Source organism: Pseudarthrobacter arbutini (assembly GCF_054510915.1).
In genome coordinates this window covers 25,375-44,513 of the sequence record NZ_JBTNDQ010000001.1, presented here as the reverse complement: position 1 = coordinate 44,513, position 19,139 = coordinate 25,375, and the positions used below count along the sequence as shown (strand labels likewise).

Below are 19,139 nucleotides of genomic sequence, written 5' to 3'. Positions count from 1 at the left end.
CCGAGACCTATTTACTGGACGGCAGGTTCTGCAGGTCTTCCTGACCCACGCAGTTCCGGCTGGCCGGGATCTTTCCGGCTGAGGCGGAAAGATCCGCCAGGACGGTTGCGGAGCTGATCTTCTCCGGATCCATCAGGATTTCCGTGGCGGGTTCGCGGCCGAAGGTAGTCAGCGTCCACACCGGATCGCCCTCCTTGATAACCCAGTCGATGCCGTTGACACTCACGCACCGGTCCGTCGTCGGGCCTGGAACGTTGACGCCGCAGCGCAGGATCACCTGAGACGGGTCCCCCCAGGCGGCGGTGGCCTGGCTGTTGGTTTTCCTCAGGGCAGCATCGCCGATGGCGTCCGGAAGGGCCACCATCATCGGAGCGCAGGCCGGGTTCGCCGCGTCGCCTGCGGCGGTGACATCCACCGTCGGGGCACAGGCGGACAAAGCGGCTGCAGTGAGGGCCGCGGTCAGCAGGATTCCGGACACGCGGACAGGCAAGGGAAAACGGGGATTGCGCATCCATCCAGCCTAGCGTCGCCGCCGTATGGAGCGGGACGCAGGAAGGACCGGACGCCCGTCGCGGGGAACTCCACAACAAGGGGCGGACCAGCAATGTCGGTGCCGCGCTGTAGCGTAGGGGCGTGCCTGAAATTCCGTTGACTGAAGAAACGCTGACTGTCGCCGCGCTGTCCGAAGCCGAACTGCTGGCCCGGATCTTTCCGCGGCTGGAAATGGCCGGAACGCACGGTTCGGCAACCCTGCTTGGCCCGGGCGACGATGCCGCCATTATCGCCGCTCCGGATGGCAGGACAATAATCAGCATCGATACCCAGGTGCAGGACCAGGACTTCCGGCTCCAATGGCCCAGCGGGTACCGCACCACGGGCTTCGACGTCGGCTGGAAGGCGGCGGCCCAGAACCTCAGCGATATCAACGCCATGGGCGGCGTGGCCACGTCGCTGGTGGTGAGCTTGACGTTGCCGCCCGACACGCCTGTCAGCTGGGTGGCGGACCTGGCCGACGGCCTGACTGCGGGAATCCGGGAACTCGGGGCAACAGACTGTTCGGTGGCGGGGGGCGATTTGGGCCGCGGCAGGGAAATCTCCGTGACGGTCGCCGTGCTGGGCTCATTGGCTGGCGGCAACGCGGTCCTGCGGTCGGGGGCCCGTGCCGGCGACGTTGTGGCCCTGGCCGGTACGGTGGGCCGGGCCGCGGCCGGGCTTGCGCTCCTGGAAGCAGAGGCTGCTGTGCAATCCCTGGCGCCCGCGGAGCGGGTGTTCGTGGAAGTGCAGTGCAGGCCACGGCCGCCACTGTCCGCGGGGCCGCTGGCCAGGTCAGCCGGAGCCACTGCCATGCTGGATATATCGGACGGCCTGGTGCGCGACGGCGGCCGCCTCGCCGCCGCCAGCGGCGTCGTCCTTGACCTTGACCCCGCGGCGTTGAAGCCTCTCGCGGAAGCCCTTCGTCCGGCGTCGGACCTTCTCAGCGCTGACCCCATGGCCTGGGTGCTGGGCGGGGGAGAGGACCACGGGCTGCTGGCCACATTCCCGGCCGGCGTTCAGCTGCCTGCCGGATTCACTGCGATAGGCTCAGTACAAGCCTTGGGAAGCGCCACACTTCCGGGCGTCACAATTGCGGGCCACGCCGTTGGCACCGGGGGATGGGATCACTTTGCAGACTAAGGTTGCCGCCAACGCGCAAGCGATGAAGCGGTGGTTGGACAAGGCTGAAACCGCCATTGCCAACCACAGCGACCGCCTCAATGCCATCAACATCTTCCCCGTGGCGGACGGTGACACCGGCACCAACCTTTACCTGACCGTTCGGGCGGCCGCCCGTGCCCTGCACACCGGCCCTGCGGGCCAAGGCGCGGCAGTCCCGGCTAACGCCGGCCAGGCGGATGTCGGAGCGGTGCTGGCGCGTGCCGGAAGGGCAGCGATGGAGCAGGCCCGCGGCAATTCCGGAACCCTCTTCTCAGTCTTTCTCTGCGCCGCGGCCGAGCCCCTGGCCGGTCACACCCGACTGACCTCAACCCTCCTGGCCGCCGCGCTGAACCGCGCCCAGATCCGGGCCTGGTCCGCGCTGAGCGACCCCGTCCCCGGAACCATGCTTTCGGTGATGGAAGCCGCGGCCCGGGCCGCCGCGGCAGTGGACGCTGGACACAACGGCGACGACAGCAACCAAGCCCTGGGCAAAGCCCTCGACGCTGCCGTCAACGGCGCGCTGAAAGCAGTAGTCAGCACCGAGAGCCAGTTGGCGGCCCTTGAAGCCGCGCATGTGGTCGATGCCGGGGGCGTTGGTATGCTGCTCATCCTCGACTGCCTCCGCTCCGCCGTTCTTGGCGAGGAGCTGCAGGGCGAACTCCTCGACGGGCTGCACGGCTTCGACGTCCAGGACCCCCACATCCACGCTGATATGCCGGCTGATGACGGCGTTGAGGTCATGTGCACCATCAGCCTTTCGCCGCTCAGCGCGGCCACACTGCGCCAGCGGCTCGACGAGGTCGGCGAGTCCGTCATCATGAGCCAGGTGGACAGCATGGCCGATGCTGAGGGCAGCTACCGGTGGCGCGTCCACGTCCACGTCCCCGACGCCGCACCCGCGGTCGCCCTGATCCGTTCCCTCGGCGAGCCCAGCGACATTTCGGTCAGCGAACTCGCCCTGGCCCGCGAACCCGAACCAGCTCCGGTGAACTCCAGTGGGCATGAGCGCTGAACTGGACCTGGGCCTGGAACGCCTGATCGGAAAGCGGTCAGCGTCGGCCATTGAGAAGCACCTGGGCATCGCCACAGTCGGCGGCCTCCTGAACTACTTCCCGCGCCGCTACCTGAACCGCGGTGAACTGACGCCCATCAGCGAGTTGCCGCTGGATGAAGAGGTCACGCTTTTTGCGCGCGTGCTCTCCAACAGCACGCGCAAGATGCATACGCGCCGTGGTTCCATCACGGACGTGGTGATCACCGACGACGCCGCCTCCCACGGCCGTCCGCGCCTTTCCGCGGTCGGCCCCGGCAGCGGGCACGGAACTCTCAAGATCACCTTTTTTAGCGGACACCGGGCACAGGCGCAGCTCCTGCCGGGCCGGCGGGTGATGTTCTCCGGCAAGGTGACGCGCTACGGAGCGTCCCTGGGCCTGACCAACCCGGACTTCCACCTCCTCGACGAGGACCCGGACATGCCGGCCATGGACCCCGAAAAGCTCGCCGCGATGCCCATCCCGGTCTATCCGGCCACCGCAAAGCTCACCAGCTGGTCGATTCAGAAAGTCATCGCCACGCTCCTGGAAACGGTGGATCTGGATGCCCTGCCGGATCCGCTGCCGGAGGCGGTGGCCCGTAGGGAGACATTCCTTCCCGTGGCCGAGGCCTACCGGCTCATCCATAGGCCGGAATCGCAGGCTGACTGGATGAAGGCCCAGGAGCGATTGCGCTACCAGGAGGCCCTGGTCCTGCAGGCGGCCTTGGCGCGGCGCCGTGCCCAGCTTGCGGCCGAGGAAGCCACGGCACGGCGCCCGGCCTCCGACGGGCTGCTGGCGGCGTTCGACAGGCAGCTGCCCTTCACGCTCACCGGCGGCCAGGCCGCCGTCGGAAAAACGCTGGCCACGGAGCTGGCGCAGGACAGCCCCATGAACCGGCTGCTGCAGGGTGAGGTCGGCTCGGGCAAAACCATCGTCGCGCTGCGGGCCATGCTGCAGGTAGTGGATGCCGGCGGGCAGGCGGCCCTCCTGGCGCCCACCGAGGTCCTCGCCGCCCAGCACTTCGAATCCATCCGGCGGACCCTGGGCCCCCTGTCCCGCGACCCGATGCTGTCCGCGGACGGGCTGCTGGGCAGCCTGGCCGAAGGGGCGGTGCAGGTCACCCTCCTCACCGGCTCCATGCCCACCGGCGCCCGGAAACGGGCCATGCTGGACGCCGCATCCGGCGCCGCCGGGATTGTGATCGGCACGCACGCGCTGCTCAGCGACAACGTCGCGTTCTACGACCTTGGCCTGATCGTCGTGGACGAACAGCACCGGTTCGGTGTGGAGCAGCGGGACGTCCTCAGGTCAAAGGCCAACAAACCGCCGCACCTGCTGGTCATGACGGCCACGCCCATTCCACGCACCGTGGCCATGACGGTCTTCGGCGACCTCGAAACGTCCGTCCTGGACGAGCTCCCGGCCGGCCGGGCGCCGATTTCCACGCATGTGGTGGGCCTCGCCGAGAACCCCGGCTGGGCAGACCGCATCTGGTCCCGTTCCCGCGAGGAGATCGACGCCGGGCACCAGGTGTACGTGGTGTGCCCCAGGATCGGAACGGACGACGACGGCGACTTCAGCCCGGGGGAAGCGGAACCTTCCGCCGCTGACCTGGCGAGCGATGGCGGTGGGCGGGAGCTCGCGTCGGTGACCGCCGTCGTCGAACATCTCCAGCAGGAGCCGGCCCTGGCCGGTGTGCCCCTTGGGCCGATGCACGGCCGTTTGGACACCGCGGTGAAGTCCGCCGCGATGGCCGACTTCACCGCCAACCGGACCAAGCTCCTGGTCTCCACCACCGTTATCGAAGTCGGCGTCGACGTCCATAACGCCACCTTGATGGTGATCCTCGACGCCGACCGCTTCGGCATTTCCCAGCTGCACCAGCTGCGCGGCCGGGTGGGCCGTGGCGGGCTTCCCGGAACGTGCCTGCTGGTCACCAACCTCGAACGCGGGCACCCGAGCCGGCGCCGGCTCGATGCCGTGGCGGCAACCACCGACGGCTTCGAGCTGTCGCAGGAGGATTTGAAGCTGCGCCGCGAGGGCGACATCCTGGGCGCGTCGCAGTCCGGCGGCCGCTCCACCCTGAAACTGCTGCGCGTGCTGGAACACGAGGACATCATTGCGCAGGCGCGCCAGGACGCCCAGGAAATTGTGGGCTCGGATCCAGCCCTGGCGCGGCATCCGCGGTTGGCGGAGGCCATTGACGAGTACTTGAACCCCGAGAAGGAGGCGTTCCTTGAGCGCGGATAGGAGGCGGCCATGAGCCGCATCATCGCGGGCGACGCAGGCGGGACCCCCCTCGTCAGCGTCCCCGGCTCCCTGACAAGGCCCACTACCGACCGCGTGAAGGAAGCACTGTTCTCCCGGCTCGACGCCTTCGGGATCATTGCCGGTGCACGGGTCCTGGACCTGTACGCAGGGTCCGGATCGTTGGGCGTGGAGAGCGGCAGCCGGGGCGCTGAGGCCGTCGACCTCGTGGAATTCGATGCCAAGGCCAGTTCCGTGTGCCAACGCAACGCGGACCTGATCAACGGCGTGCTGGGACGCAAGGCAGTGACCGTCCACCGGTCCAAGGTGGAGTCCTTCCTGGAGCGCACGGCGGAGACGGCCAGCTGGGACCTGGTGTTCCTGGACCCGCCCTATCCGCTGGATGACCCTGCCCTGTCGGCGGTGCTGGGCAAACTCGCCGATCATCTGGCTCCGGCGGCCGTGGTAGTGGTGGAGCGGTCCTCGCGTTCACCGGAGCCGTTCTGGCCCGCCGGCCTGGAACGGTTTGCCGAGAAGAAGTACGGCGAAACGCGGCTCTGGTTCGCGGAGCCATTTGTGCCGGACGCCATCACGCCGGACGTTGTTTTTGAGGAGCAGTCGCCGAAGCAGGTTTAGGGCCCGGCCCGGGACGCCTGGGACGCGGGGAGTCCGCGGCTCAGCCGGCCAGCTTATCCAGGTCCACGCCGGCGAGAACCTCCGCGGGGTGGGGGCCGCGTGCCGTCAGTTCGGCTGTCCAGGCTTCGGGCCAGGGCGCCTGCGTTCCGGCGAGGATGATGTTGCCTGGGTAGCGGCCCGCGAACATCCCGGTTTCGGCGAAGGCCGCCACGTCGTTCATGGCGCGGCGCATGGCGGCGGCCTGGCTTCGTACCAGGGTCAGGCCGGGTCCATCGCCGACGTTGACGATCAGCATGCCTTCCGGTGCAAGGCGTGCACGGGCCTCCTGGTAGAACTCCTGGCAGGCGATGTGGGCCGGGGCTTCCGGTCCGGAGAAGATGTCCAGGATCACGACGTCGAACTGAAGTGCCGGGTCCAGGTCCGCCAGGGCGTCGCGGGCATCGCCGATGACGGTGTGCAGGTCGGTACCGTCAGGCAGGGGGAGTTGCTGCAGGACAAAGTCGAGGAGCTCGCGTTCCAGCTCCACCGCATACTGGACGGATCCGGGCCTCGTCGCCTGGATGTAGCGCGCAAGGGTCAGGGCTCCGGCCCCAAGATGGAGCGCGGTGATTGGCCGGCCTTCGGGAGCGGCGAGGTCCACAATGTGGCCGATCCGTCGCAGGTACTCGTAGAAGATCTCCTCAGGATGCGCCAGGTTAACATGGGACTGCTCGGCCCCGCCGATGCTCAGGATGTAGCCGCCGTCGGTGAAAGCATCGGGCTCGATGGACGCGTGCTGTCCCGTGGTCCGCAGGAACCGCGTGGAACGCGTGCCGCCGGGCTCCGCCATCAGAGCTTTCCGCTGAGGGTCGCCAGCCTGGCGGCGGCCTCCTCGAGAAGCTCCACTTTCTTGCAGAACGCAAATCTGAGCAGGCTCCGTGTCCGTTCCGCGCCCTCCGGGTGGCAGAAGACGGGGACGGGGATCGCGGCCACTCCCACCAGTCCGGGCAGCCTGCGGGCCAGGTCCACGGAGTCGCCAATGCCAAGGGGTGCGGTGTCCACGTTGACGAAATAAGTTCCCTGCGGCGTGTAAACGTCGAATCCTGCGGCGCGAAGGCCTTCGCTGAGGATGTCCCGTTTTTTCTGGAGAGTGGCCGCAACGCCCTGGTAAAACTCATCCGGCAGTGCGAGGCCGGTCGCAATGGCCGCCTGGAACGGTGTACCGGAGCTGTAAGTCAGGAACTGCTTGACCGTCCGGACAGCCGCCACCAGATGGTCCGGGCCGGTCAGCCAACCGATCTTCCAGCCAGTGAAGGAGAAGGTCTTTCCGGCGGACGAGATGGTGATGGTCCGCTCCGCTGCACCCGGCAGGGTGGCGACAGGAATGTGCCTGGCGCCGAAGGTGAGGTGCTCGTACACCTCGTCGGTGATGATGAGGCAGTCATGCTTTGCGGCAAGCTCAACGACGCGCTGCAGAACATGGCGGGGGAAGACGGCACCGGTGGGATTGTGCGGGTTGTTCAACAGCACCACCCTCGTGCGGTCGGTGAAGGCCGCCTCCATGGCCGTCATGTCCGGGTAAAAGTCGGGAGCCAGCAGCGGGGCGGTGACGTGAGTGGCGCCTGACAGGCCGATGACGGCGCCGTACGAGTCATAAAACGGTTCGAACGTCAGCACCTCATCGCCAGGGCCGACGAACGCCAGCAACGTTGCGGCGATCCCCTCTGTGGCGCCGGTAGTGATGATGACCTCTGTGTGCGGGTCCGGGGCCAGCCCATAGAACCGCTCCTGGTGGGCAGCCACGGCCTCACGCAGTTCCAGGATGCCCTTGCCGGGCGCGTACTGGTTGGCCCCGGCTTCGATGGCGGCCATCGCTGCCGCCTTGATTTCCCGCGGTCCGTCCTCGTCAGGAAAGCCCTGCCCGAGGTTGATGGCGCCGGTCTGCGCCGCCAGCGTGGTCATCTCTTCGAAGATGGTGACGCCCAGTTGGCCGGCAGGTCCCAGCAGATTGGCGCCTGAGGCGGTGCGCTGCCACGGGGCAGGCACGGTGGGCATGGAAAGGTCCCGTGGTGGATGCATCCAGTCATGGTATCCCGGCCGTCCCATGCGGTAGGTTCGGTGCATGAGACGCGCTGTCTGCCCCGGATCCTTTGACCCCATTCACAACGGCCATCTCGAGGTCATCGCCCGTGCCGCCGGCCTCTTCGATGAGGTGATCGTGGCGGTTTCGACCAACTATGCGAAGAAGTACATGTTCAGTCTGGGGGACCGTCTGGATATGGCGCGCGAAACCCTGGCATCCCTCAAAGGCATTGTGGTGGAACCGGTGGGCGACGGTCTCCTGGCCGAGTACTGCCGCCAGCGCGGTGTCTCCGCGATCGTCAAAGGTCTCCGCTCATCCTCAGACTTCGACTACGAACTTCCGATGGCCACGATGAACCGCCAGCTCAGCGGCGTGGAAACGGTGTTCCTGCCGGCGGAGGCGCACTACCTGCATTTGTCATCCACCCTGATCAAAGAGGTGGCCGGTCTGGGTGGCAGCGTGTCCGACTATGTGCCCCGGTCGGTACATAAAAGGTTGCTCGCGGGCGGGTCTGCGCCGGATCAGCCGCCAAGAGGGTAGGCTAGTCCGGTACTTCGACGGCCGTCCGTCGCCTGGTTTGAGTCCCTGCGGTTCTTCAGGCTAAGATGGTACGTCGGTCATATGTTCAACAGGAGTTCTCATTAAACGAGATGCTAGTTCGCCCTTGGCGTTCGACGTCAAGGATCTCGGGCGCAGCCCGGGCAGCATGCGGACACTGAAGGAACATGTACCCGCACCAAGTGATCTTGGTGTGGCACTCATTGGCGTTCAGGAAGGCTCGGACATCGAGCTGGATCTGAGGCTTGAGGCCGTACACGAAGGAATCCTGGTATCAGGAACCGCAGTCGCCGAAGTAAAAGGCGAATGCGGCAGATGCCTGGATCCCCTTGCGTATGACCTTGAGGTCAATGTGCAAGAACTTTTCTTCTACGAGGGCGTTGTGCTGTCGGACGAAGAAGACGAAGAAGAGCAATATCGAGTCGAGCGCGATGTTATCGATCTTGAGCCGGTGTTGCGGGACGCAGTTGTAACCATGCTGCCGTTCCAGCCGGTGTGCCGGGAAGACTGCCAGGGCCTTTGCTCCGAATGTGGAGTCCGCCTGGAAGACGAGCCGGGGCATCACCACGAGATCGTAGATCCTCGCTGGGCTGCCCTAGCCGACTTGGCTAAGCCTGACCGGCAAAACTGATTTGTACGTGTTTGTCTAGAGAGAAATGAGTTAGCCGTGGCTGTCCCGAAGCGGAAAATGTCTCGCTCGAATACCCGCGCCCGCCGCTCCCAGTGGAAGGCAACTGCCCCCCACCTGGTGAAGACTGTCGAAAACGGCCAGGTTACCTACAGCCTGCCGCACCAGGCAAAGGTCGTTACCGACTCGGCTGGCACCGCGCTGTTCCTTGAGTACAAGGGCCGCAAGGTAGCAGACGTCTAATCGGCCGCTTGGGCTGACATGATGTCTTCAACTGAAGAGCTTCTGAAGCGTCTCGGTGTCTCCATTGACGCCGGGACGCTTCGTCTTGCTCTCACACACCGTTCCTACGCCTACGAAAACGGCGGCATCCCCACCAACGAGCGGCTCGAATTCCTGGGCGACTCCATCCTGGGCTTCTCCGTGACCGATGCCCTGTACCGGGACAACCCCACACTGCCCGAAGGCGACCTCGCCAAACGCCGCTCTGCGGTTGTCAGCACGCGCGCCCTCGCCGGCATCGGCCGCAGCCTGGGCATCGGGGACTATATCTACCTGGGGCAGGGCGAAAAGCTCACCGAGGGCAAGAACAAGGCCTCCATCCTGGCGGACACCATGGAGGCACTCATTGGTGCCACTTACGTGTCCAACGACATTGAGACTGCCCGCCAGCTGGTCATGCGCCTGATTGGGCCGCTCCTTAGGGATGCGGGCGCACTCGGCGCCGGCACGGACTGGAAGACCAGCATCCAGGAACTGGCAGCCAGCCGGCAGATGGGCACTATCTACTACGCCGTTGAGGGGACCGGGCCGGACCACGCCCGTACTTTTACAGCTGTCCTGAACATCGGTGGCAAACCGTACGGCAACGGATCAGGCCATTCCAAGAAGGAAGCGGAGCAGGAAGCTGCCGCGGACGCCTGGCGGCAGCTCTCCCCAAGCGCGGGAGCCGCCGTGGCCCCAGCGGCGGAGGGCGCATCACCAGAGTCCTCCCGCAGCGTCTAGGCTGAGCCGTGCCCGAACTGCCTGAAGTCGAAGTAGTCCGCCGCGGACTGGTGAGTTGGGTCCGCGGCCGGACCATCACATCGGTGGAAGTGCTGGACCCGCGTTCGCTCCGCCGCCATGCCCTGGGCGCCGAGGATTTCAGAGGCAACCTCCAGGGTGCCACGGTCGTGGACGTGGTGCGCCGGGGAAAATTCCTCTGGATGCCGCTGAGTGAGACACCCGGCGCCAGTGGCACGTCGACCGTCGCACTCATGGCCCACCTCGGGATGAGCGGCCAGCTCCTGATGCAGGACAGCGATGTGCCGGACGAGAAACACCTCAAGGTCAGGCTGCGCCTGAGTCCCGTGGCTGATATGCCTGAACAGCTCCGGTTTGTGGATCAGCGGATTTTCGGCGGCCTGTTCGTCACCGGCATGGTTCCCACGGACGACGGCGGCCCGGGCGGCCAGGCGGAATCTCCCGTTGCGTTGATCGCCGAGGAAGCCTCCCATATCGCCCGGGATCCCTTGGACCCGGCGTTTTCCTTTGACCTTTTTTACAGCCGGCTGCGGAAGCGCAAGACGGGCCTCAAACGCGCACTGTTGGACCAGGGTCTCGTATCAGGCATCGGCAACATCTATGCCGACGAGTCCCTGTGGCGGGCAAAACTGCATTACGCCAGGCCCACCGATACGCTGCGACGCGGCGACGCGGAACGGCTCATCACCAGCGCGCGCGAAGTCATGCTGGACGCACTTGCTGCCGGCGGTACCAGCTTTGATTCGTTGTACGTCAACGTCAACGGGGCCTCTGGTTACTTCGACCGCTCCCTGAACGCCTACGGGCGGGAAGGGAAACCCTGCAGCCGTTGCGCCGCCGTCGGGATTAACTCCATACTCCGCCGCGAGCTGTTCATGAACCGCTCGTCCTACACCTGCCCGGTCTGTCAGCCGCGCCCGCGCAACGGCCGCTGGTAGGCCGCCGTCGCCCTGCCGGCCATGATCGGGCGCTGCCCGGTGCAGGGACAGACACCCGGAAATCCGTGGAAACCCGCAGGGACGCAGTAGATTTGGGGCAGCAAAGCAGCCGCTTCAGCCATTCAGGAGACCAGAAACACCTTGCACCTCAAAAGCCTTACCGTCCGTGGGTTCAAGTCGTTTGCGTCGGCCACGACCTTCGATTTTGAGCCCGGAGTCACGGCAGTGGTGGGGCCGAACGGTTCCGGCAAGTCCAACGTGGTGGACGCCCTCTCCTGGGTGATGGGGGAGCAGGGAGCCAAAACGCTCCGCGGCGGCAAAATGGAGGACGTCATTTTTGCCGGGACTTCCGGGCGGCCGCCGCTGGGCCGGGCCCATGTGTCCCTGACCATCGACAACACTGACGGGGCGCTGCCCATCGAATACAGCGAGGTCACCATCTCGCGGACCCTCTTTCGCGCCGGGGGCTCTGAATACGCCATTAACGGCGCCAGCTGCCGCCTGCTCGACATCCAGGAACTGCTCTCGGATTCCGGTATGGGCCGGGAAATGCATGTCATCGTGGGCCAGGGACAGCTGGACAAGGTCCTGCACGCCACTCCGGAGGACCGCCGCGGCTTCATCGAGGAAGCGGCCGGGATCCTCAAGCACCGCCGCCGCAAGGAAAAAACGGTCCGCAAGCTTGAGGCCATGCAGGCGAACCTGCAACGGCTGAGCGACCTGACGGGGGAGATCAGGCGCCAGCTCACACCACTCGGCAAGCAGGCTGATGTGGCGCGCCGCGCCCAGCGGGTCCAGTTCGATGTCCGGGACGCACGCGCACGGCTGTTGGCCGACGACCTCGTCCAGCAGCAGAGTTCACTCGAGCGGGACGTGGCTGACGAAACGGCGCTGAAGGCCCGCCGTGCCGTAGTGGAGCAGCAGCTGGAGGAGGGGCGCTGCCAGCAGGCAGCTGTGGAACAGCTCGCCGCCGAGGCCACGCCAAAGCTCAACGCCGCGCGGGATACCTGGTACCGGCTCTCCGCTTCCAGGGAACGGCTCCGTTCGCTGGGCTCGCTGGCCCAGGAACGCGGCCGGCTGCTGGGCGCTGTTGATGCTGAACCGTACTCGGGCAGGGATCCTGAGCAGCTGGAACGGCAGGCCGTCCGGGTCCGGGACGAGCTGACGGAGCTGGAGCGCCACATCCTGGACCGGCGCAGCGCGCTGGACTCAGCGACGGCTGCGAAGACCGGGGCCGAACTCGAGGCGTCTGCCGAGGAAAAAAGGCTCACTGCCGTCCTGCGGGCCGCAGCGGACCGGCGCGAGGGCCTGGCGAAACTTGCCGGACAAGTTGGTGCGGCAAGATCGCGGGTTGAATCAGCGCAGGCCGAACTGGGCAGGCTGCGGGAATCACTCGCCTCCGGACAGGAACGCCGCCGCCGCGCCCAGTCGGAGTTCACCGCCCTGGAAACCCAGGTGGCGGGGGTCGAAGAGGGGGAGGAAAGCCTCGACGCCGACTACGAGGACGCCAGCGCAGAGCTCGACGCCGTCGTCCAGGACATTGCCGATCTGACCTCCGCAGGGGGAGAAGCCGTCCGCCAACGTGACGCCCTCGTGGCCCGACGGGACGCACTGCAGCTCGGCCTTAACCGAAAAGACGGCGCGGCGCACGCCCTCAACTCCGGGCTGGATGGCGTTGTGGGCACGCTTGCCTCGGGCCTCACCATTCAGCCGGGTTATGAGACGGCTATTGCCGCGGCACTGGGCGACGCCTCCGAAGCGATAGTGGTCCGGGATCCAGCCGTGGCCGCCGTCGTGGTGCAACTTCTGAAGGACGACGATGCGGGGCGTGCTTCCCTGCTGCTGGCGTCTGCTGTGCCCATGCGGGACGCAAACTCCGGCACGGGCGGACCCTTGCCGGCAGGCGCACGCTGGGCTGTGGACCTGGCATCCGGCGGAGGCGTGACCGCACCCGCCGTGGCCGCGCTCCTGACCGGGGTGGCAGTTGTTGAAGACCTGCATGGTGCGAGGCTGCTGGTTGCCGAACGCCCGGACCTGACAGCCGTGACCCGGGCCGGGGACGTGTTTACCGCCCTCACGGTGACCGGAGGCTCGGCGAAGGCGCCGTCCTTGCTTGAGGTGCAGGCCGCCGTGGACGACGCTGAGGCCCGGCTGGCCGGTGTCACCGCGGATCTGGAACGGAACAGGTTCGCCCTGGCCGGCGCCGCGGTCCGGCGCGCCGAGGCCCGGACGAGGGCAGAAGCTGCCCTGGACCGCCTGCACGATTCTGACGCCCGGCTCGCGGCCGTGGCCGAAAAGCTCGGCCACCTGAACTCCATCCTGCGCAGCGCCGTCGGCGAAAGCGACAGGCTGGCCACTTCGCTGGCCAGGGCCGAGGCCAATGTTGTTACCGAGGAACAGGCGCTCGCCGCCGTTGCGGCGCGGCTGGCTGCGGCGCAGGAGGCGCCCGCCGAAGAGGAACCCTCCACCGAACAGCGCGATGCGCTCGCATTGGCCGCATCGCTGGCCAGGTCTGCGGAGATGGACGCAAGGCTCTCGCTGCGCAGCACCGAAGAGCAGCTGACCGCCACCCGCAACCGGGCTCTCTCGCTGGAGCGGGCAGCGGCCACCGAACGACGGGCGCGTGAAGAGGCAGCCGAACGGGCGCGCTGCCGTCGGATCCAGGCCAGACGGGCGGCCGCCGTCTCCGCTGCGGTGGAGCTGGCAATCCGGTTCATCGATGTTTCTGTTGAGCTGGCCCGGCATGAACGTGACCTCGCCGAAGAGAACCGGGAAGAGCGGGACCGTGCGCTGCTGGCGACCCGGACAACCAATGATGCGCTGGCCCGCGAACTGGCAGAGCTGACCGACTCGGTTCACCGGGACGAACTGGCCCGCGCCCAGCAGCGGGCACGGATTGAAGCCCTGGAAACACGTTCCATCGAGGAACTCGGGATCAGCCCCGACGTGCTGGTGGCGGACTTCGGCCCGGACGTTCCCGTGCCCGACCCCGCGGAGGAAAGCGGGGACAAATGGGCGGCACTGCGGACACCCGTGGACGACGACGGCACACCGGTCCCCGAAGGCAAGCCCTTTGTCCGCGAGGAGCAGGAGAAGCGCCTCCGGAAAGCCGAGAGGGACCTGTCAGCCCTGGGCAAGGTCAACCCGCTGGCGCTGGAGGAGTTTGCGGCCCTGGAGGAACGCCACCAGTTCCTCAGCACCCAGTTGGAGGACCTGAAATCCAGCCGTAAGGATCTGCTGGACATCATCAAGGAAGTGGATGATCGGGTCCAGCGGGTCTTTACCGAGGCCTTTGAGGACACCCGGGACCAGTTCGTCCACGTGTTTGAGCGCCTCTTTCCCGGCGGCGAAGGCCGGCTGGTCCTGACAGACCCTTCGGACATGCTCACCACCGGAATAGAAGTCGAAGCGCGACCTGCCGGCAAGAAAATCAAGCGCCTATCGTTGTTATCAGGAGGCGAACGGTCGCTCACCGCCGTCGCCCTCCTGGTGGCCATCTTCAAGGCCCGCCCCTCGCCGTTCTATGTGATGGACGAGGTTGAAGCGGCCCTTGATGACACCAACCTCGGCCGGCTCATCACGATCTTCGAAGAGCTCCGTGAGTCCAGCCAGCTGATCGTGATCACCCACCAGAAACGGACCATGGAAGTGGCTGATGCGCTGTATGGCGTCACCATGCGCGGGGACGGCGTGTCCACGGTCATCAGCCAGCGGCTGGGCGCCGACGTATAACGTCCGCGCAGGTGGCAGCCCCGAACGCCTGCCGCGTTTGTGAGAAGCTAGGGGGGTGAATGACATCCTCCCCATTATTCTGTCCATTGTTGCTGCCCTGGCGGTTATTGGCGGGCTGATCCCGGTCCTGTTGAAGACGCGGAAGAACATCACCCAGTACCCCGGGACGCGCGACGCCAACGATCCCGCCACCCCGCAAGGCGGGGGAACACTGCTCGAGGACGCGCCGGTGGTTCCGGCCGAGCGAAACGCTCCCGCCGGCGTCGACCTCGAAGACCTCGAAGTCACCGATGTACCTGATGACGTGGCGGGCCTGGAAACCATCCAGGTTGAGACGCCCCTTCCCGTCGCCGGCCGTCTGACCCGCCTCCGTGAGCGCCTGGTCCGGTCGAACAACATCCTCGGCAAGAGCCTGCTTGCGTTGCTGTCCAGCGACAAGATCGATGAACACGTCTGGGACGAAGTGGAGGAGACCCTCCTGCTGGCCGACCTCGGCACTGAACCCACCATGCAGCTGGTCGACGCACTGCGGGAGCGCGTGAAAGTGCTCGGCACCAGGACCCCTGAGCAGGTCAAGGCACTGCTCCGCGAGGAACTGATCAAGCTCGTGGATCCCACGATGGACCGCGCCCTGCGCACCGACCGGCACGCGGAGAAGCCGGCCGTCGTGCTGGTGGTAGGCGTCAATGGCGTGGGCAAGACCACCACCGTAGGCAAGCTCGCCCGCGTGCTCGTTGCCGAGGACAAGGACGTCCTGCTGGGCGCGGCGGACACGTTCCGTGCGGCAGCCGCGGAGCAGTTGGCCACGTGGGGCCAGCGTGTGGGTGTTCCCACCGTGAAGTCCGACGTCGACGGCGCGGACCCGGCGTCCGTCGCCTATGAGGCCGTCAAGGCGGGCATTGAGCAGGAAGTCGACGTTGTCATGATTGACACGGCGGGCCGCCTGCAGAACAAGACCGGCCTCATGGACGAACTCGGCAAGGTCAAGCGCGTCATCGAGAAGCTGGCCGAGGTGGATGAGGTTCTGCTGGTGCTGGACGCCACCACCGGCCAGAACGGCCTGAACCAGGCCCGCGTTTTCTCCGAGGTAGTGAACATCACCGGCATCGTCCTGACCAAGCTGGACGGGACCGCCAAGGGTGGCATCGTGGTGGCCATCCAGAAATCACTCGGCGTGCCGGTCAAGCTGATCGGTCTTGGCGAAGGCGCCGATGACCTGGCTCCGTTCGAAGTTGAGAGCTTTGTCGACGCCCTGCTGAACTAGGGACCGGGTCTACACCGGGTCGACACCAACGAGGGGTGAGGTCCCGCCGCTAAGCACAGGCTTTAGCAGCGGGACCTCACCCCTCGCTGCGTTTCAGCGGCTCGCGTGTCACGGACCAGCAGGCCGCCGCGAGCACCAGCACACCGCCGGTGACGCCGAATGCCCAGCCGTAGCCCAGCCGGTCCGCCAGGACGCCCACCAGCACCGGTCCGGCAATGGCCCCGACGTCCGAGGTCATCTGGTAGACCGCCAGGACCCGCCCGCCGGACCGCTCATTGCCAATGACATCCGCGACGGCGGCCTGCTGGGCAGGTCCCAGCAGGCCGGACCCCACCCCGGCCACAACCGATGCGGCGAGGAACCAGCCCAGGTGGGACGTGAAGCCGATGGCGGCCGTGGCGAGCCCGCCGACCAGGAGCCCCACGACCATCAACGGCCGCCTGCCCAGGCTGTCCGCCAGCCGGCCGGAGAACGTCAGTGCGGCGGCATTGCCCGCGGCGAAAACGGCCAGCGCAAGGCCGGCGGCCTCGGGACCGGCACCCAGCGCAGCAACGGCAAACAGCGGGACGGTGGCCATCCGCACACCGAATGTGGCCCAGCCGTTGGCGAAGCTGGACAGCAGCGCCGAGCGGTACCCACCAATTCCCCAGGCCTCGGCGAAGCGCATGTCCGGGGCGCGGCCCACTGTGGACCGGTCCGCGGACGGCGCGTGGCTGAGTTGGGTCTGCACCACCGCGGCAGCAAGGATCAGCGCGGCGGCGTAGCAAAGGAACGGCACCCGCAAGCCGAATCCGGCGAGCAGTCCGCCTACCACCGGGCCCAGGACGCTGCCGATCAGGAACGCGGACGCGTAAGCGCCGGATACCCTGCCCCGGCTTTCCGGCGGCGCCAGCCGCACCACAAGGGCCATGGAGGCCACCGTGAACATCACCGAGCCCACGCCGCCGAGCCCCCGGAAGACCAGCAGCTGCCAATAGTCCTGGGCAAAAGCACACGCCGCCGTTGATACCGCCACGATCAGCAGCCCCGCCACATATACGGGCCGCTCACCCCATCGGCCGATCAGGGCCCCGCCCGCCGGCGCGAACACCAGCCGCATGAAGGCGAAGATGCTCACGATCACGGCGGCGGCCGTTGCCCCGACGTCGAAAGTGGTGGCGAACTGGGGCAAGACCGGTGCCACCAGACCAAAACCGAGTGCAATCAGGAACGCCGCAGCGAGCATCACCTTGATGTCGCGCGGAAGCGCGGGCCTCTGCGGGCGGATAACGGACAAGATCCGTGTTGTGGCGCGGCTCACGCGTGATGTTGCCGTCATGGGGCGGGGATCCTTGCAAGGTAGGCAGCCGGTGGCCGGCGGGAGTGGTGAAACATAACCGTAACAAGCCAGATATGCACCATTTACTTCCGGGAGGTTGTTGTAACAATCCGGCAATGTAAATCCTCCGCGGGCGAAACACGGCAGCGACAGACTCGATGCAGGACGCAAAAGGCGTTAGTAAGGCGGAGCACTCCGCAGCATCGATCATAGGGAGGACGTGCACCATGGAACTTACCGCAGGTCACGTATGGCTCATGGTGGCAGCAGCACTCGTGCTGTTCATGACACCAGGTCTGGCATTTTTCTACGGCGGCATGACGCGCGCCAAAGCTGCATTGAACATGATGATGATGAGCTTCATCTCCATCGGCATGGTCGGCGTGGTCTGGGTCCTCTGGGGCGCTTCGATGAGCTCCGGCGAGGGCTTCCTGCAGATTGTCGGGAACCCGTTTGCCACCTTCGGCCTTGAAGGCATCACCACCCCGGACGGGCTCATCAAGGTAGGCTACGCCGCCACCTTCGCCATCATCACCGTCGCCCTCATCAGCGGCGCGATCGCTGACCGTGCCAAGTTCGGCGCCTGGTCCGTCTTCGTCCCCGTCTGGGTCACCCTCGTTTACTGCCCCCTGGCCTACATGGTCTGGGGCGGGGGCCTCTTCGGCCCGGAAGGCGCCATTGGCCAGGCCCTCGGCCCGGCCATCGACTTCGCCGGCGGCACCGTGGTCCACATCAACGCCGGTGTGGCAGCCCTCGTACTGGTCCTGATCATCGGCAACCGCCGCGGCTTCGGCAAGGACCCGAACCACCGCCCGCACAACATCCCGTTCGTAATGCTCGGTGCAGCCATCCTGTGGTTCGGCTGGTTCGGCTTCAACGGCGGCGCCGCCACCACTGCTGAGCAGGGCGGCCTGATCTGGGTCAACACCCTCGCAGCCCCGGCCGCGGCAATGCTCGGCTGGCTTGTCACCGAACGCATCCGCGATGGCCACCCCACCTCACTTGGTGCTGCCTCCGGTGTGGTTGCCGGCCTGGTCGCCATCACCCCGGCCTGCGCCAACGTCAGCCCGGTGGGCGCTCTGGGCCTCGGCGTCATCGCCGGTGTCGCCTCGGCCCTGGCCGTCGGTCTCAAGTTCCGCTGGGGCTTCGATGACTCCCTGGATGTTGTGGGCGTGCACCTGGTCTCCGGCGTCATCGGAACGGTTGCCCTGGGCTTCATCGCACTCCCCACCGACGGTGTGGGCGGCGGCCTCTTCTACGGCGGCGGTCCGGCCCAGCTTTGGGCCCAGCTCGCAGCAGCAGGCATCGCCATCGCGTACTCGGCAATCCTCACGGCGATCATCGCCTACGCCATCCACAAGACCATGGGCTTCCGCGTCTCGCAGGAGCAGGAAGTTGTTGGTGTTGACCTCAGCCTGCACGCCGAGACGGCGTACGAGTTCGGAGTGGGCGGCCACGGCGGGAGCTTCCAGCCGCTCCACGAACTGATCACGGGCAAGGGAACGGCCGCTGACGGCGGAGCAGCCGGCGCCAAGAAGACCGAACCGGCAGCTGGCAAGGAAAGCGTGGAAGCATGAAACTGATCACAGCTATCGTCCGCCCGGAGAAGCTCGAAGCCATCCGGGAAGGCCTGGAGTCCTACGGCGTCCAGGGGCTGACGGTCAGCGCGGCCAGCGGCTACGGCCGCCAGCGAGGCTACACAGAGGTTTACCGCGGAGCTGAATACAACGTGGACCTCCTGCCCAAGATCCGGGTTGAAGTCCTCGCCACGGACGAACAGGCAGATGACATCCTGGACGTCATCATCGCCAGCTCCAACACGGGCCGCGCGGGCGATGGCAAGGTCTGGACCGTGGACGTCTTCGAAGCAGTCAGGGTCCGCACGGGAGAACGCGGCGTCGCCGCCATCTAGCAGTTCCGGAAGCTGACTGATCGGCAAAGCAGACTGTTCCAAACGAAAGAGCGGGCAGGGAACCTCGAAAGGCTCCCTGCCCGCTCCGTTTG

The 19,139-nt window shown here is 66.5% G+C and carries 17 protein-coding genes; 13 read left to right on the top strand and 4 right to left on the bottom strand.

Annotated elements, in window-relative coordinates:
• Nucleotides 1–7 precede the first annotated feature (7 nt).
• A complete protein-coding gene (locus ACX80V_RS00215) occupies nt 8–511 on the bottom strand; it encodes a DUF3515 domain-containing protein (protein ID WP_485841517.1) in 504 nt (167 codons plus the stop codon).
• A 122-nt stretch (nt 512–633) separates the two neighbouring features.
• On the opposite strand from ACX80V_RS00215, the gene thiL reads away from it, so the two are divergent.
• Genes thiL through rsmD form a run of 4 tightly spaced genes read left to right on the top strand, consistent with a single transcriptional unit; the run spans nt 634 to nt 5,612 of the window.
• A complete protein-coding gene (thiL, locus tag ACX80V_RS00210) occupies nt 634–1,674 on the top strand; it encodes a thiamine-phosphate kinase (protein WP_485841516.1) in 1,041 nt (346 codons plus the stop codon).
• A 22-nt stretch (nt 1,675–1,696) separates the two neighbouring features.
• Entirely contained in the window at nt 1,697–2,707 is a 1,011-nt protein-coding gene (locus ACX80V_RS00205; protein ID WP_485841755.1) for a DAK2 domain-containing protein, read from the top strand.
• Entirely contained in the window at nt 2,697–4,979 is a 2,283-nt protein-coding gene (locus ACX80V_RS00200) for an ATP-dependent DNA helicase RecG (RefSeq protein ID WP_485841515.1), read from the top strand. Before ACX80V_RS00205 ends, ACX80V_RS00200 begins: the two co-directional genes overlap by 11 nt.
• A 9-nt stretch (nt 4,980–4,988) precedes the next feature.
• Entirely contained in the window at nt 4,989–5,612 is a 624-nt protein-coding gene (gene rsmD, locus ACX80V_RS00195; protein WP_485841514.1) for a 16S rRNA (guanine(966)-N(2))-methyltransferase RsmD, read from the top strand.
• 40 nt (nt 5,613–5,652) lie between these two features.
• Here the strand turns inward: rsmD and ACX80V_RS00190 are convergent, their stop codons facing one another.
• Together ACX80V_RS00190 and ACX80V_RS00185 are read right to left on the bottom strand one after the other, a co-directional pair.
• Nucleotides 5,653–6,441, bottom strand: coding sequence for a spermidine synthase (locus tag ACX80V_RS00190; RefSeq protein WP_485841513.1), 789 nt, complete (start codon nt 6,439–6,441; stop codon nt 5,653–5,655).
• Complete coding sequence (locus tag ACX80V_RS00185) at nt 6,441–7,670, bottom strand: aminotransferase class I/II-fold pyridoxal phosphate-dependent enzyme (RefSeq protein ID WP_485841512.1); 1,230 nt, start codon at nt 7,668–7,670, stop codon at nt 6,441–6,443. Before ACX80V_RS00185 ends, ACX80V_RS00190 begins: the two co-directional genes overlap by 1 nt.
• A gap of 43 nt (nt 7,671–7,713) precedes the next feature.
• On the opposite strand from ACX80V_RS00185, the gene coaD reads away from it, so the two are divergent.
• The 7 genes from coaD to ftsY all read left to right on the top strand — a co-directional run bounded on the left by coaD (nt 7,714) and on the right by ftsY (nt 15,817).
• On the top strand, nt 7,714–8,214 hold the full coding sequence (gene coaD, locus ACX80V_RS00180; protein WP_058932102.1) for a pantetheine-phosphate adenylyltransferase: 501 nt from the start codon (nt 7,714–7,716) through the stop codon (nt 8,212–8,214).
• A 124-nt stretch (nt 8,215–8,338) separates the two neighbouring features.
• Nucleotides 8,339–8,863: a YceD family protein gene (locus ACX80V_RS00175; RefSeq protein ID WP_082576166.1), complete on the top strand. Its 525-nt coding sequence runs from the start codon at nt 8,339–8,341 to the stop codon at nt 8,861–8,863.
• A gap of 36 nt (nt 8,864–8,899) precedes the next feature.
• The gene (rpmF, locus tag ACX80V_RS00170; protein ID WP_009356569.1) at nt 8,900–9,103 is read left to right on the top strand and encodes a 50S ribosomal protein L32; all 204 of its coding nucleotides are present in this window, start codon (nt 8,900–8,902) and stop codon (nt 9,101–9,103) included.
• 21 nt (nt 9,104–9,124) lie between these two features.
• Nucleotides 9,125–9,865: a ribonuclease III gene (gene rnc, locus ACX80V_RS00165; RefSeq protein WP_485841511.1), complete on the top strand. Its 741-nt coding sequence runs from the start codon at nt 9,125–9,127 to the stop codon at nt 9,863–9,865.
• Nucleotides 9,866–9,873: 8 nt separating this feature from the next.
• Complete coding sequence (mutM, locus tag ACX80V_RS00160; protein WP_485841510.1) at nt 9,874–10,821, top strand: bifunctional DNA-formamidopyrimidine glycosylase/DNA-(apurinic or apyrimidinic site) lyase; 948 nt, start codon at nt 9,874–9,876, stop codon at nt 10,819–10,821.
• 141 nt (nt 10,822–10,962) lie between these two features.
• Nucleotides 10,963–14,553, top strand: coding sequence for a chromosome segregation protein SMC (gene smc / locus ACX80V_RS00155; protein WP_485841509.1), 3,591 nt, complete (start codon nt 10,963–10,965; stop codon nt 14,551–14,553).
• 55 nt (nt 14,554–14,608) lie between these two features.
• On the top strand, nt 14,609–15,817 hold the full coding sequence (ftsY, locus tag ACX80V_RS00150) for a signal recognition particle-docking protein FtsY (RefSeq protein WP_485841508.1): 1,209 nt from the start codon (nt 14,609–14,611) through the stop codon (nt 15,815–15,817).
• A 76-nt stretch (nt 15,818–15,893) separates the two neighbouring features.
• On the opposite strand, the gene ACX80V_RS00145 is transcribed toward ftsY, so the two are convergent.
• A complete protein-coding gene (locus ACX80V_RS00145; RefSeq protein WP_485841507.1) occupies nt 15,894–17,135 on the bottom strand; it encodes an MFS transporter in 1,242 nt (413 codons plus the stop codon).
• 227 nt (nt 17,136–17,362) lie between these two features.
• Here ACX80V_RS00145 and ACX80V_RS00140 point away from each other — a divergent pair, with 227 nt between their 5' ends.
• Entirely contained in the window at nt 17,363–18,712 is a 1,350-nt protein-coding gene (locus ACX80V_RS00140) for an ammonium transporter (RefSeq protein WP_485841506.1), read from the top strand.
• Nucleotides 18,709–19,047 (top strand): P-II family nitrogen regulator, encoded by a 339-nt coding sequence (locus ACX80V_RS00135; RefSeq protein WP_056349123.1) that lies wholly within the window; start codon nt 18,709–18,711, stop codon nt 19,045–19,047. The genes ACX80V_RS00140 and ACX80V_RS00135 overlap by 4 nt, the downstream gene beginning before the upstream one ends.
• Nucleotides 19,048–19,139 lie beyond the last annotated feature (92 nt).